Below are 15,417 nucleotides of genomic sequence, written 5' to 3'. Positions count from 1 at the left end.
AAATGTTCACCATATGCGAACAAGGAGAATAAGATGAAAGAAAACAAGCAATATTACATTATAGATAAAGAGGTATTACCAGAGGTTTTCCTTAAAGTAATGGAAGTAAAGAATTTGCTTGAAACGGAAAAAGCAATGACAGTACAAGAAGCTACAGAAAAGGTTGGGATTAGCAGAAGTTCATTCTATAAATATAAAGATTCGATTATGCCTTTTTATGAAAAAGGTAGGGGGCAAACGATAACTATTTTAATTAAGTTGATGGACGAAGCGGGTAGACTTTCTGAGTTACTTAACTATATTGCAAGTTTAGGTGGAAATATATTGACGATTAATCAAATGATTCCTATGAATGGGATGGCACTCATTAATATCTGTATGGAAACCTATGATGTACAAATGGAGATAGGGGCTTTTATTGAAAAGCTTGAAACAATAGCAGGGGTACAAAGCATTAAATTATTAGCAAGGGAATAATGAAGGAGGGTTATAATATGAAGGTTGCGGTATTAGGATATGGAACAGTTGGATCAGGGGTCGTTGAAGTACTTATGACGAATCAAGAAAGCATTGAGAAGAAGGCAGGAGAACGCTTAGAAGTTAAATATATTTTAGATCTTAGAGATTTTGATGAGAGCCCATTCAAAGATAAATTTGTAAAAGATATAAATGTTATTTTAGAAGATGAAGAAGTTAAAGTTGTAGCAGAAGCTTTAGGTGGTGTAGAGCCAGCCTATACTTTTGTAAAGGGAGCACTTCTTAAAGGGAAGAGTGTAGTGACATCTAACAAAGAACTAGTGGCTACACATGGGCCAGAGTTACTTGAAGTAGCAAAAAATAATCAATGTAACTTCTTGTTTGAAGCAAGTGTAGGAGGCGGTATTCCTATTATTAGACCACTTAATAATGCTTTAACAGCTGATGAGATTTATGAAATTACAGGCATTCTTAATGGAACAACTAACTTTATTTTAACCAAAATGAAAACAGAAGGTAGAAGCTTTGAGGATGTATTAAAAGAAGCTCAGGAGTTAGGCTATGCAGAAAGAAATCCTGAAGCAGATGTAGAAGGGCATGATGCATGCCGTAAGATTGCTATTTTAGCTTCTTTAGCATTAGGTGAACATGTAGACTATAAAGAAATCTTTACAAATGGGATTACACAAATTCAAAAAGAAGATATGGATTATGCAACAAGCTTAGGCTATAGCGTAAAGCTTCTTGGAAGTTGTAAGCGAACAGATGATGGTATTTATGCAAGTGTACAACCTACAATGATTCCACAAAACCATCCATTAGCTAATGTAGAGGATGTATTCAATGCGGTACTTGTAAAAGGTAACATGGTTGGGGATGTTATGTTCTATGGTAGAGGAGCGGGGAAACTTCCTACAGCAAGTGCAGTAGTAGCAGATATCATTGATGCAGCTAAGCATAAGCAAACGAATATTATGTGTTTCTGGAGTAGAGAAAAAGTAGCCCTTGAACCTTATGAAGGATGTAAAGCAACTTATTTTGTAAGGCTTAAAGGAAATGCAGTATCAAATGAACAACGCGTACAAGAGGCTTTTGGTAAAGTTGAATGTATCACACCACTTAAAGAAGATGAATATGTATTCATCACAGAACGTGCACCTATTCAAGAGTTAGAAGAAAAATTGAATAATCTTAAAGACATAGAAGTAATTAGCAAAATATATATGGAGAAATAAAAGGCTAATTTAATCATGAAATAGAATGAGGGTGAAGAAATGAAATATGTTGTCGTACTGGCAGATGGTATGGCAGATGAGAAACTGGAAGCCTTAAATGGTAAGACACCGCTTGAGTATGCCAAGACACCTAATATAGATGCATTAGCACCATATAGCGAAATAGGGTTAGTAAGTACTATTCCAGAAGGTTGTGCTAAGGGAAGTGATACGGCTAACTTATCAGTACTTGGTTACAATCCAAAGCAATATTATTTTGGGAGAAGTCCATTAGAAGCATTAAGCATGGGGGTTATATTGGAAGATAGTGATGTAACCTTTAGAACAAATGTGGTCACTGTAACTGAACAGGAAGAAGAGTATGAGAATAAAATCATCTTAGATCATAGCTGTGATGAAATCACAACAGAAGAAGCAGGTGTGTTGATTGAAGCTATAGAAGCAGCACTTGGTGATGAAATCAAGCAATTTTATCCTGGCGTAAGCTATAGGCACTTACTTGTATGGGATGGGGGGAGCACAAAGGTAAAACTTACACCTCCACATGACATTTTAGATAAGCGAATTGGTGACTATAAGCCAGAAGGAGACTACCAAGATATCATATGGGAAATGATGAAGAAGAGTTATGAGATTCTTCATAATCACCCTGTTAATCAAGCAAGAAAGGCAAGAGGACTTAAACCAGCTAATAGCATTTGGATTTGGGGTGAAGGGATTAAGCCAAACTTACCACAATTTAAGGATAAGTATAAGGTAGATGGAGCTGTTATTTCAGCTGTAGACCTTATTAAAGGTATAGGTATAGGAGCAGGGATGACTTCTATTGATGTAGAAGGTGCAACGGGCAATGTGCATACCAATTACAAAGGTAAAGCAGATGCAGCCATTAAGACCTTATTAGAGGATCAAAATGACTTTGTTTATATTCATTTAGAAGGACCAGATGAATGTGGTCATCGAAGTGAGCTAGAAAATAAGGTATCTGCAATTTCTCAAATTGACCAGAAGGTAATTGGACCAGTTATACAGGCATTAAAAGAGAAGAATGAGGACTTCAAATTGATGATATTACCTGACCATCCTACACCTTTAAGGCTAAGAACCCATACAGATGATCCTGTACCTTATATGATTTATGATTCTACTAAAGTAGGCATAGCAGAACAGAACCAAGAATATAATGAAGCTTGTGCAGGTATGACTGGAATATATTTCAAGAATGGCTATGAACTTATGGGACATTTTGTCGAGTAAATTAGTATAATTAAAGAAAAAGTTGAATATTTTTACCGAAGTATATTATTTCTAGGAAAATTGATTGTAATAGACTGAAAACTGGTGATATAATGTGGTAATTCATAAATTTAGAATAGATGCCTAGAGGAGGAGATAACGTGTTAATTGTACAAAAATTTGGAGGTAGCTCTGTTGCCAATGCTGAGCGTATCTTTAACGTTGCCCAAAGGATTGCGGAAACGTATAAAGAGGGAAATGATGTAGTCGTTGTACTTTCGGCTCAAGGAGATACAACAGATGATTTAATCACAAAGGCAAAAGAAATCAGTAAGAAGCCTTCAAAACGTGAAATGGATATGCTTTTATCAACTGGGGAACAACAATCAGTAGCGCTTATGGCAATGGCACTTGCTGAGTTAGGGTATCCAGCAACTTCTTTAAATGCTTATCAAGTAGGGATGATGACAACTTCAACATATATGAATGCACGTCTTAAAAAGATTAAACCAGACCGTATTCGTCGTGAGTTAGATAGAAAAAATATTGTTCTTGTAACAGGATTCCAAGGGATGAATCGTTTTGATGATATTACAACACTTGGACGTGGTGGTTCTGATACAACAGCAGTAGCTATTGCAGCAGCTTTACATGCTGACAAATGTGAAATCTACACAGATGTAGATGGTGTATATACAGCAGACCCACGCGTTGTAAAAGATGCAAAGAAGATTGAAGAAATTACATATGATGAAATGTTAGAACTTGCTTCATTAGGAGCAAAGGTACTTCACAATCGTTCAGTAGAGTTAGCAAAAAAATATAATGTAGAGCTTGTTGTAAGATCAAGTTTAACAAGAGCAGAAGGAACAGTAGTTAAGGAGGTTTGTAAAATGGAAAGAATGTTAATTAGTGGTGTAGCTGGAGATGATGAAATCGCACGTGTATCTCTTATTGGTATTGAGGACACACCAGGGAAAGCGTTTGATATCTTTACAACATTAGCAAAAAAGAATATTAATGTAGATATTATTCTTCAATCAATTGGTCGTGATGGTACAAAGGATATTTCCTTTACAGTAGCTGATACAGCTTTAACAGATGTAAAAGAAATCGTTGCGACACATATGGACCGTTGGGGACTTAAAGATGTAGATTATAATGAAAATTTAGCAAAAGTATCTGTAGTAGGTGCAGGTATGGTAGCAAATGCTGGTGTAGCATCAAAAATGTTTGAAGCAATGTACGACACAAACATTAACATACATATGATTTCAACATCTGAAATTAAAATTTCTATTTTAATTGATAAAAAAGATATGCATAAAGCGATGAATGCAATTCATGATGCATTTCAACTTGTTGACTAGTTGAAAGTAGACAGTGGTCCAAGGAGTACAAGTGCTCTGAAGGCCACTGTTTTTCATTTTGAAGGATGCTGGAATGTATATTAAAGTCTACTTAAGCTTGCCTACATGCCCTTACACTTAACCAAATATTTATTTTAGACGGTGGATTATTTATACGATGAGAGAGGCAGGTGAAGAAATGAACACTATTAGTATGGTGTTAAGTGCGATTATTCAAGTAATTCTTTTATCTGTTATACCATTTATATGGTGGTTCTTAACTGCTAGAAAGAAGGAACATTTTTTTAGCTGGGTAGGCTTAAAGAAGCCAGAGATACAAGGTTCAAGGGTAAAGCTTATCTTTTTAATACTTATAGTTTCAATAGTATATATTGTACTCATGTTAATCGTAATGACACAATTAATGGATGGCACCAATACAGCAACCACACAGTTTGAAGGCCAAGGATGGGGAGTGGTACCGTCTATACTGATTTTTGCAATCATACAAACAGGCTTATCGGAAGAAATATTTTTTAGAGGCTTTCTTGGAAAACGTTTAATTCATAAATTTGGATTCAATGTAGGTAATACAATTCAAGCTATTTTATTTGGTATGATTCATGGTATACCATTTGGATTAATGACGGGGAATGTACTGATAACCATTTTACTCATACTTTTGCCAGGAAGTATTGGATGGATACAAGGATGGATGAATGAAAAACGTTCTTCGGGCTCAATTATACCAAGTTGGAGCACTCACGCTATAATGAATATTCTCTCTGCATTAAGTAGCGCTTTTTAGCCTTCTCTTATGGATAGGTGACATAATGACATAGTTTGATTTATAATAGCTTATAATAGGTAGATAATTAACTTGAGGAGGACCTAACTATGGCAAAAGGTGTATTTATAGCATTAGAAGGTGGCGAAGCAACAGGAAAAACAACAACAGCACAAGCTGTAAAGGAAAAGATGGAGGCTCTTGGATATGAGGTCGTTGTAACAAGAGAACCAGGTGGGATTCCATCAGCTGAAGCGATAAGAAATAATATTATGGATTTTCATGTAGATCCAAAGACTGAGTTGTTACTCTATGTAGCAGCAAGACGTGAACATCTTGTAAATAAAGTCATTCCAGCATTAGAAGCAGGGAAGATTGTTATAACAGATCGTTTCCACATTAGTTCATTAGTTTATCAAGGATGCGCGAGAGAACTTGGCATGGAAGCAGTACGTATGCTTAATGACTTTGCATGTGAAGGGCATTACCCTGACCTAAATATCATTATTGATATTCCAGTTGAAGTGAGTATGGAAAGAAAAAAAGGTGTAGAAGATATCAATCGTTTAGATTTAGAAGGTTATGCTTTCCATAAGAAAGTAGAAGAAGCTTATAAAATGATTAGTGAAAAAGGTGAAGATCCAACTTTAGTTATAGATGGAACAAAACCTATGGATGAAATGATAGAAGAAATTTATGAGGTTATTAAAAATAAAGTAGAGGCCATGCAGTAGCATCTATTTAATCATAGTGCCATAAAGCAGGTCTCGTAACAAATTTATAAAAATAAGCAAATGCTTACCTTTACTAAAAAGACTTGAGACTTAATAAACAAGTAAGCCTAGAGAAAGAGGGATTTTAACCATGATTAAAGTAAAAGTACCGGCAACAACAGCTAATATGGGACCTGGTTTTGACAGCATTGGAATGGCACTTCAAATGTATAATATTGCTTATGCTGAGGAGATAGAAGAAGGATTAGAAATTATTATTCAAGAAGGAAGTCCAGATATCCCAACAGATGAAACAAACCTTATCTATAGAAGTATCTGTCACTTTTATAAAGAGATAGGCAAACCAGTACCCGGTATGCGTATTATTCAACAAGATCATATTCCTCATACAAGAGGTCTTGGAAGTAGTGCGGCATGTATTGTAGCAGGCTTACATATTGCCAATGCCATGAGCCATAGTTTCTTTTCTAAGGAAGAGCTTGTGCAAATGGCAGCACAATTAGAAGGGCATCCTGATAATACAACGCCAGCTCTTTTAGGTGGTATGACAATAGGCGCTATGAATGAGGAGGATATGAAATATGTTAAAGTAAAGGTAGCTGAGAATCTACATTTTGCAGTGATGATTCCAGACTTTACTCTTTCTACAGAAAAGGCTCGTGCAGCACTTCCAACCCATATTCCACTTAAAGATGGAGTATTTAATGCGTCACGTGCAGCCCTCCTAGCGGCATCTATGATTACAGGAGATGTAGAGAACTTAAGTATGGCTATGGAAGATCGTTTTCATGAACCTTACCGTGAAAGCCTTATCCCTAATATGAGAGAGATATTAGAACATGCGAAGACTTGTGGTGCAAAAGGGACATTTTTAAGTGGAGCTGGACCAACACTTATAGCAGTTGTAAGAAATGTTGTTTCCTTTAGAAAGGAAATGGTTGAATTCTTTGGTGGCTTAGAGCAAGATTGGCAAGTCCAAATGCTTCAAGCGGACCAAGGTGGTGCTAAAGTTTGGATTGATGAAGAGTTGAAATACTAAGAGAAAGTAACTAATAAAAAAGGTGCCGTTACCTAGTGATTAAATAACACTAGGTAACGGCACCTTTAATGTATATGCAGAAATTATCTTTCTGAATGTTTGAATGGTTCTCCAGATGCTTTTGGCGCTTGTGATGATTTTGAGAATACAACAAGTGCTAAAAGTGTCATTACATAAGGGAAGATCTTAAGGAATACTGGAGGAATTGCTTGGAACTGAGGTAATACATCTGATACGTTTGAAATAGTCCAAGCTGTACCAAAGAATAATGTTGCAGCTACGATAGCAAGAGGTCTCCATTGACCGAAGATAAGAGCTGCAAGAGCAAGGAATCCAAAACCACCAACAGTACCATTGAACTCACCAGCAAATGTTACAAGGTAGATTGCACCACCTAAACTACCAAGTGCTCCTGAGATGATAACACCGATATAACGCATTTTGTAAACGTTAATACCAGCAGCATCAGAAGCATGTGGATTTTCACCACAAGAACGTAATCTGAGACCAAAGCTTGTTTTGTAAAGTAAGAAACAAGTAATAGCGATAATAATGATTACAACCCAAGTTGTGATGTATGAGTTTTTGAAGAATAAATCTCCAATTACAGGAATGTCTTTTAAAATAGGAATATCAAATTTTGTAAAACCTTTAACACGGATAGTACCACTACCTGTAATGTTACGTGCTAAGAAGAGTGTAAGTGACCCAGCCATCATATTGATTGCTGTACCACTAATAACTTGGTTTGCACAAAGGTTAATACTTGCAAATGCATGTAAGAGAGAGAAAATACCTCCGACTACAGCAGCTACAATAAGGCCAATCCATACTGGAGCATTGCTACCAGCAGGGAAAACAGTTTCTAAAGATACAATGGTTAAAGCACAAGCGAATGAACCGATAATCATAAATCCATCTAGACCAATGTTAACAACACCACTTCGTTCACAGTAAAGTGCTCCAAGGGCAGTAATGAGAAGAGGAATTGTTAAAGCAATAGCATAAGGAAAGATTTGAACAAGTGTTTCCCACATAATTTACTCATCCTCCTTTTTGGTTTCTTCATTATAGTCTGTTGGTTCTGTTTTTGGAGCTAAAGGTACATTGGAAATAGCTGTTTCAGAAGTTAATTCTTCAGAAAGGCTTGGTGAACTTGTTACCTCAGCTTGAGCAGATTCTTTTTTGTCTTGACGTTTTTTAATAGTACGATCAATCCAACCTTCAATAAGCATACTTGTAGCAGCAAAGTAAATAATAGTTGCAATAATTGTATCAGCAATTTCTGGTGGAATCTTTGTAGCAGCACTCATGAAACCACGACCTGCGTAAAGAATACCAAAGAATAATGCAGCAAGAAGTGCACCGATTGGTGTGTTTGCACCAAGAAGGGCAACAGCAATACCATCAAAACCTTGAGTTGGGATAACCCCTAATTGGATACAAGATGCGTTACCTGCATAGTGTACAACACCAGCAAGGCCAGCGAGTCCACCAGCGATCATCATAGAAGCGATGATATTTTTATTAACAGAGATACCAGCATATTCAGCAGCGTAACGGTTGAAACCTACTGATTTTAACTGATAACCAAAAGTTGTTTTGTTTAAGATAAAAGCAACAATAATAACGCCTAAGATAGCAATAAAGATACCTAAGTTGATGTAAGAACCACCAAATAAGCTTGACATTGCATCTGAACGAAGCGTTGCGTTTGGTGTTAACAGGCGAGATTCTGTTTCCATTGTACCTGTAAAACGTGCTTTAACAGCATAGTATACAACCCAGTTTGCAATCCAGTTCATCATAATAGATGATACAACTTCATGTACGTTGAATTTAGCTTTAAGAAGACCTGGTACGATTCCCCATACAGCACCACCAAGCATACCAGAGATGATCATGATTGGAAGAAGAACAAATGCAGGAAGAGTAGGGAAGCTAAGACCTACTGCTGTTGCACAGAAGCCACCAAAGAGCATTTGACCAGGTGCACCGATATTAAAGAGGCCTGTTCTAAATGCAAAGGCTACAGAAAGACCTGTTAAAATCAGTGGTGTAGCAGTTGCAATGGTATTACCGATACGTTCAATATTTTTAAGCGCACCTTGTAGAAGATAACTAAAGCCTGTAAAAGGATTATGTCCAGTAATGGCCATAAAGATTGCACCAACAGCCAGGCCAAGGAAAATAGAAATTAAAGAGACAAGTAATTTCTTATATCTACTCATTTGTCGTATCTCCTTTCACACCGGCCATCATAAGACCTATTTCATTTTCATTTGTATTTGCTGTGTCTACAATACCGATAAGTTCACCAGCATTTACAACAGCAATTCTATCAGAAACGTTTAATACTTCATCAAGTTCAAGAGAAACAAGTAATACAGCTTTACCTTTATCACGTTGTTCAACTAGACGTTTATGAATATATTCAATAGAACCTACGTCAAGTCCACGTGTAGGCTGTACTGCAATAAGTAATTCTGGATTAAGTTCAATTTCACGACCGATGATTGCTTTTTGTTGGTTACCACCTGAAAGGGCACGAGCAGGTGTGCTTGCACCTTGTCCGGCACGAACGTCAAAAGCATCTACAATTTTCTGAGCATATTCACGAATAACAGGGAATTTAAGAATACCATGTTTTGAGAATGGTGCTTTATTAAAGCGTTCAAGAATCATATTTTCTTCAATCGTATAGTCTAGAACAAGGCCACGTTTTTGTCTGTCTTCTGGGATATGAGCGATACCACTTTCGATACGGTCACGAATAGGAAGTGAAGTAATTTCTTTATTTTTGATAAAGACTTTCCCTTCTTCAATTTTACGAAGACCTGTAATCGCTTCAACAAGCTCAGATTGACCATTTCCTTCAACCCCAGCAATACCTACAATTTCACCTGCACGTACTTCTAAGTTAAAGTTTTTAAGACCAAGAACTTTTTTGTTGTTAAGAACAGAAACATTATCTACTTTAAGAATAGTTTCTTTTGGAGTAGCAGGTGTTTTGTCTACTTTAAAGTTAACATTACGTCCTACCATCATTTTAGCCATTTCAGCTTCACTTGTTGTCTTAACATCTACTGTACCGATGTACTTACCACGACGAATAACACTACAGCGATCTGCCACTGCTTTGATTTCTTTTAACTTATGAGTAATGATAATAATTGATTTACCTTCTTTAATAAGGCCTTTCATAATTTCCATTAAATCATCAATTTCTTGTGGTGTCAGTACTGCAGTAGGTTCATCAAAGATGAGAATATTGGCATCACGGTAAAGCATTTTCATAATTTCTACTCTTTGCTGCATACCAACAGTAATATCTTCAATTTTTGCATAAGGATCAACATTAAGACCGTATTTCTCAGAGAGTTCAGCAACACGTTTTGCAGCGCTTGCAATATCCATTGTAAGACCTTTTTTAGGTTCAATACCAAGAACAATATTTTCTGTTGTTGTAAAGTTATGAACAAGTTTGAAGTGTTGATGTACCATACCAATACCAAGTGCTGTTGCTACGTTAGGATTAGTAATTTTAACTTCTTTTCCGTTAAGTTTAATTTGACCTTTATCAGGTTGATACATACCAAAGAGCATACTCATAAGTGTTGATTTTCCAGCACCATTTTCTCCAAGGAGGGCATGAATCTCCCCTTTTCTTAGTTGAAGGGTGATATTATCATTGGCAACAATCCCTGGAAACTCTTTACGTATACCGAGCATTTCAATAACATATTCCATAGTGTACCTCCTTTTAAGTTTAGTTTCAAAAAAAAAGGCGGTCAAACCGCCTTTTTTAATTATTTAATAAGACTTCCATCATTGTTATCAGCGACTGTGATTTTTCCATCTTTCATTTGTTGTGCAACATCTGCAACAGTTTTAACTGTTTCTTCACTTAAGTTTGGATTTTCTACAGGGATACCAACACCATCATTTGTGATATCAAATGTAAGTGTTTGACCACCTGGGAAAGTACCATCAAGTTGTGATTTAACCATATCGAAAGAAGCGTTATCAATACGTTTAACAGCTGATGTTAAGATACATGATTTTGTATTATCTTTATCGTAGAAACCTTCAGCATATTGGTCTGTATCTACACCAATAATCCAAGCTTCTTTACCTTGAGATGAACGTTCAACAGCTTCTTTGATTGAACCAACACCAACACCACCAGCAGCACAGAAGATAGCTTTTACGCCTTTATCAAACATTTGAGCTGCAAGTTGTTGACCAGCAGGAACGTTATCGAATGAACCTTGGTATACTACGTTTGATTCTTCGATTGTCATATTTGTACCAAGATTAGCATTTGCGTAAGCTACACCTTGTTGGAAGCCCCAGTTGAATTTTTGTACAGCAGGAATTTCCATACCACCGATGAAACCTAAAGCACCTTCTTTAAGTTCTACAGCAGCAGCAACACCAGCAAGGAAACCTGATTGATGTTCAGCGAAGTAGATAGCAACTGTGTTATCAGCAACAGAGTAGTTACCATTTTCGTCAGCAGGAGCACCATCTAAAATAACGAAGTTTGCATCTTTGTATTTATCTTGAGCTTTGTAAATTGCTGTTTCGAATTTGAAGCCTGGAGTAACGATGAATTTGTAACCTGTGTCATAAAGGTTACTGATTTCTTTTAAGTAGTCAGCTTCTGTAGTACCAGCTGGTTTAAGGTAGTTCGTTTGAACACCAAGTTCTTTACCAGCACGAAGGATACCTTCCCATGTACCTTGATTGAATGATTTGTCATCAATAGTACCAGCATCAGTAACCATACCTACTTGTAAATCTGATTTAGGAGCCTCTCCATTGCTGCCACCATTAGAAGAACATCCAGCAAGTGATACTGTAGCCATAATACCACACATTAATAAAGCTAAAAATTTCTTTTTCATGACTTCACCTCTATACTCTTTTATTTAATTATATGTAGACGAAACAAGCATTAGAAGAACAACTTATAAGTAATGTCTTGTTTATCCCAATTAATCATACATGATAAGCATCATTATTTCAATATTTTGTGTAGATATATAAAAAAATATGTAGATGAAAAATATTTATTGAATCATGTAATACGAAACCTTACTAAAAAACATATAATTTTAATAAGGAGCTTATAAAGGAGCTAGAAATATGAGGACATTTATGAGTGCATCATACTTGCAAATGGAGGATATGATTTACTATACCATAGGCCAAGATCCTAATGTAAAGGTAGGTCATGTTGTTATATGTACAGAAGATGAGGCGGAGATTTGTATATACACTAGATATCTTGATCAAGCAGAGGCTCTTAGAAGCGTAATGCCAGAGGTTTATGAGTGGGGAATGAAGAGATTATGTACGAAGATTTTTTGTGGGGAACAACAAATAACCACCTGTTACTGCACTAAGCATAATCAAAGATCTGTAGCAAGCTTGTTTTGCCGAGCACTGACAACAAATCCACTTTTTGTAGGGGTAAGTTTAAATGAGCAACCCTTTCTTCCTATTAAAAGTAGCATTAATGTATATATATATCCATGTTTACTTCCTATTAGATGTAATGGACAGCATGAGAGTGAACAAAGCTCTGTTCAAACATTTGCTCAAGTATTAAAAAGAGAATTTGGTGGTATCTTGTCGACAGAGGTATTGTATGTAAGTGATGCTGTACGAAGGAAAAATGGACATTGCTTATACTGTGTTGGTAGATATGGAGAGTAGAGGGTTTAAAAAGGCAAGTCTATATTTTTGGAAAAATTTGTGTTAATATACCTAGGAAAGAGAGTAAGGGACAAAGGAGAAAACAAGATGGATATTATTCAAATCTTACAAGAAGAACTTCAAATTAAACGCACACAAGTAGAAAATACAATTGAGCTGATAGAAGCTGGTAATACGATACCGTTTATTGCTAGATATCGTAAAGAGGTTACAGGGGGGCTAAATGATGAAGTATTACGTAAGTTCCATGAGCGTTATACTTATCTTCAAAATTTAGAAGCAAGAAAAGAACAAGTAATTCGTTTAATTGATGAACAAGGTAAGTTAACAGAAGAACTTAAAAATCAAATTGTAAAAGCTGCTACTGCAACTGAAGTAGAAGATTTATATTTACCATACAAAACTAAAAAACGTACACGTGCTACAATTGCTAAAGAGAAAGGGTTAGAACCTTTAGCAGAGATAATTAAGGCTCAAAATCTATCAGATTTAGAAGCAGTAGCCAGTGAGTATATCAATGAAGAAAAAGGTGTAACATCTGTAGAAGAAGCGCTTCAAGGTGCAAGTGATATTATTGCTGAAAGTATTAGTGAAGAAGCAAGCTATAGAAGTTTCATCCGTAAAGTAACCTTCAATGAAGGGATGATTGTAACAAAGGTTAAAGATCAAGATAAAGATGAAAAAGATGTTTTTGCAATGTACTATGAATATAGTGAAAAAGTAAAAACAATGCCAGGCCATAGAATTCTTGCTATTAATCGTGGAGAAGGTGAGAAGATTTTAACAGTAAAAGTAGAAGCACCAGTAGAAAAAATCTTACTTTACCTTCACAAACAAATTATTAAACCTAATAGTCCAGTAGAAGATTACCTTGTAAGTGCAATGGAAGATAGCTACAAGCGCCTTATAGCACCAGCTATTGAACGTGATATTCGTAATGAACTTGCACTTAAAGCTGAAGACGGTGCTTTAGAAGTATTCAATAAAAACCTCTATCAGCTTTTAATGGGAGCACCTATTAAAGGGCATACTGTAATGGGTGTTGACCCTGCTTTTAGAACAGGATGTAAAATAGCTGTTGTAGATGAAACAGGTAAAAAGCTAGATAACACAGTAGTTTATCCAACAGCACCACAAAATAAAACAGAAGAAGCTAAGAAAGTATTAAAAGCTTTAATTGATAAATATGATATTGATTTACTTTCAATTGGAAATGGAACAGCATCCCGTGAAACAGAAAAGTTTGTAGCAGAGATGTTAAAAGAAATTCCTAAAACGATTCATTACGTTATCGTAAATGAGGCAGGTGCTTCTGTATATTCAGCTTCAAAGCTTGCAACAGAAGAGTTTCCAAATGATGATGTAGGGGTAAGAAGTGCTGTATCTATTGCAAGACGACTTCAAGACCCATTAGCAGAACTTGTAAAAATTGATCCAAAGTCTATAGGTGTAGGTCAATACCAACATGATATGAACCAAAAACGCTTAGAAGAAAACTTAACAGGGGTTGTTGAAAAGTCTGTTAATGAGGTAGGTGTAGACTTAAATACAGCATCTTCTTCACTGCTTCAATATGTAGCAGGAATTAAGAAAACAGTAGCGAACAATATTATTTCTTATAGAGAAGAAGTAGGTAACTTTAAAACACGTAAAGAAGTTTTAAAAGTAAAAGGGCTTGGACCTAAAGTATTTGAACAATGTGCAGGATTCTTACGTGTACCAGAAAGTAAGAATTTCTTAGATGGTACAGCAGTCCATCCAGAGTCTTATGATATAGCAACAAAATTACTTAGTGCACTTGGTTACAAAGAAGAAGATATGCAAGCAGGTGGAATTAAAGGTCTTAGTCAAAAAGTAGGTGACTTAGAAAAGTTAGCTGAAGAAATTGGTGTAGGTGTAATGACACTTGAAGATATTATCAAGGAACTTGAAAAACCAGGTCGTGACCCTCGTGAAGATATGCCAAAACCAATTTTACACAGTGATGTACTAGACCTTGAAGATCTTAAAGAAGGTATGAAACTTAAAGGTACGGTTAGAAATATTGTAGACTTTGGGGCTTTCGTTGATATCGGTGTTCATCAAGATGGACTTGTACATGTCTCACAAATGTCTGATAAATTTATTAAGCATCCTTTAGAAGTTGTAAAGGTTGGAGATATTGTTGATGTGACAGTGATGAGTGTAAATGTTCAAACACGTAAAATAAGCTTAACGATGAAAGGTTAAGATGCATAGACTTCTATTAATTAGCAAATCCTAATTTTAAAAAGGAAATATAGGAGATGCATAATGAAACGAAAATCTATATGGAAATTACTAATTGTAATGATGACTATAGTGTGTTTGACAACCTCTACGTTGAGTGCTGCAATGACTTCTAGTGATATAGATCAGAATTTAACTAAGATACAAGAAGATCTTAAAAATGTACAGAAACAGTTAGCCTCAGTGTTAGAAGTCATATACCGAAATAAGTTAGAAAATAAATCTAGTAATGATAGCGAAAAAATTTTAAATTATACTCACAGTGAATTGAAAAAAGAGATAAATGATTTAAATTATTTAGAAACAGGAAAACTAAATTCTGTTCAATCGGCTAAATTACAAGTTTTGATTGCTTCAGCAAATATATTAGATTATATGGTAACTGCTTTAATTGACTATGTACAAGCAGAGGAATCAATAGAACAATTACAGCTATTAAAAGTATATTTTAAGTTAGATACAGTAATAAGCCAATTTATGATTGATTATGACTATTTTAAGGCAACATCTTATTAATTAAATAAAATGTAATAAAGAGAGCAAGGTATATAATTTATACCTTGCTCTC

At 35.6% G+C, this 15,417-nt stretch carries 14 protein-coding genes; 10 read left to right on the top strand and 4 right to left on the bottom strand.

The genetic code is table 11. The annotated features are described in order from the left end of the window. Positions 1–33 precede the first annotated feature (33 nt). The 7 genes from PBV87_RS11855 to thrB all read left to right on the top strand — a co-directional run bounded on the left by PBV87_RS11855 (position 34) and on the right by thrB (position 6,857). The gene (locus PBV87_RS11855) at positions 34–477 is read left to right on the top strand and encodes an ACT domain-containing protein (RefSeq protein WP_053983340.1); all 444 of its coding nucleotides are present in this window, start codon (positions 34–36) and stop codon (positions 475–477) included. A gap of 17 nt (positions 478–494) precedes the next feature. Next, on the top strand, positions 495–1,712 hold the full coding sequence (locus PBV87_RS11850) for a homoserine dehydrogenase (protein WP_271012434.1): 1,218 nt from the start codon (positions 495–497) through the stop codon (positions 1,710–1,712). 39 nt (positions 1,713–1,751) lie between these two features. Beyond that, positions 1,752–2,969, top strand: coding sequence for a cofactor-independent phosphoglycerate mutase (locus PBV87_RS11845; RefSeq protein ID WP_271012433.1), 1,218 nt, complete (start codon positions 1,752–1,754; stop codon positions 2,967–2,969). A 140-nt stretch (positions 2,970–3,109) separates the two neighbouring features. Next, positions 3,110–4,318, top strand: a complete 1,209-nt coding sequence (locus PBV87_RS11840) for an aspartate kinase (protein WP_053983343.1) — start codon at positions 3,110–3,112, stop codon at positions 4,316–4,318. A gap of 178 nt (positions 4,319–4,496) precedes the next feature. Then, positions 4,497–5,105 (top strand): CPBP family intramembrane glutamic endopeptidase, encoded by a 609-nt coding sequence (locus PBV87_RS11835; protein WP_053983363.1) that lies wholly within the window; start codon positions 4,497–4,499, stop codon positions 5,103–5,105. Positions 5,106–5,194: 89 nt separating this feature from the next. After that, positions 5,195–5,818, top strand: coding sequence for a dTMP kinase (gene tmk, locus PBV87_RS11830; protein WP_053983344.1), 624 nt, complete (start codon positions 5,195–5,197; stop codon positions 5,816–5,818). A gap of 130 nt (positions 5,819–5,948) precedes the next feature. After that, positions 5,949–6,857, top strand: coding sequence for a homoserine kinase (thrB, locus tag PBV87_RS11825; protein WP_271012432.1), 909 nt, complete (start codon positions 5,949–5,951; stop codon positions 6,855–6,857). Between the two features lie 83 nt (positions 6,858–6,940). Here the strand turns inward: thrB and PBV87_RS11820 are convergent, their stop codons facing one another. From PBV87_RS11820 to PBV87_RS11805, 4 genes are read right to left on the bottom strand one after another with little or no spacing between them, the layout of a single operon-like run. Further along, a complete protein-coding gene (locus PBV87_RS11820; protein WP_271012431.1) occupies positions 6,941–7,894 on the bottom strand; it encodes an ABC transporter permease in 954 nt (317 codons plus the stop codon). Positions 7,895–7,897: 3 nt separating this feature from the next. Next, a complete protein-coding gene (locus PBV87_RS11815; protein ID WP_082238604.1) occupies positions 7,898–9,088 on the bottom strand; it encodes an ABC transporter permease in 1,191 nt (396 codons plus the stop codon). Continuing rightward, positions 9,081–10,607, bottom strand: a complete 1,527-nt coding sequence (locus tag PBV87_RS11810) for an ABC transporter ATP-binding protein (RefSeq protein ID WP_271012430.1) — start codon at positions 10,605–10,607, stop codon at positions 9,081–9,083. Before PBV87_RS11810 ends, PBV87_RS11815 begins: the two co-directional genes overlap by 8 nt. A 59-nt stretch (positions 10,608–10,666) precedes the next feature. Further along, positions 10,667–11,767, bottom strand: a complete 1,101-nt coding sequence (locus PBV87_RS11805) for a BMP family lipoprotein (RefSeq protein WP_053983348.1) — start codon at positions 11,765–11,767, stop codon at positions 10,667–10,669. A gap of 241 nt (positions 11,768–12,008) precedes the next feature. On the opposite strand from PBV87_RS11805, the gene PBV87_RS11800 reads away from it, so the two are divergent. The 3 genes from PBV87_RS11800 (at position 12,009) to PBV87_RS11790 (ending at position 15,365) form a co-directional block, all read left to right on the top strand. Further along, a complete protein-coding gene (locus PBV87_RS11800) occupies positions 12,009–12,581 on the top strand; it encodes a hypothetical protein (RefSeq protein WP_053983349.1) in 573 nt (190 codons plus the stop codon). An 87-nt stretch (positions 12,582–12,668) separates the two neighbouring features. Next, positions 12,669–14,810 (top strand): Tex family protein, encoded by a 2,142-nt coding sequence (locus PBV87_RS11795; RefSeq protein ID WP_271012429.1) that lies wholly within the window; start codon positions 12,669–12,671, stop codon positions 14,808–14,810. 63 nt (positions 14,811–14,873) lie between these two features. Beyond that, complete coding sequence (locus PBV87_RS11790; protein ID WP_053983351.1) at positions 14,874–15,365, top strand: hypothetical protein; 492 nt, start codon at positions 14,874–14,876, stop codon at positions 15,363–15,365. The last annotated feature ends 52 nt before the right edge of the window (positions 15,366–15,417 follow it).

The organism is Holtiella tumoricola (genome assembly GCF_027857615.1).
Taxonomy (GTDB): Bacteria; Bacillota; Clostridia; order Lachnospirales; family Cellulosilyticaceae; genus Holtiella; species Holtiella tumoricola.
This window is presented reverse-complemented; position numbering and strand designations above follow the sequence as displayed.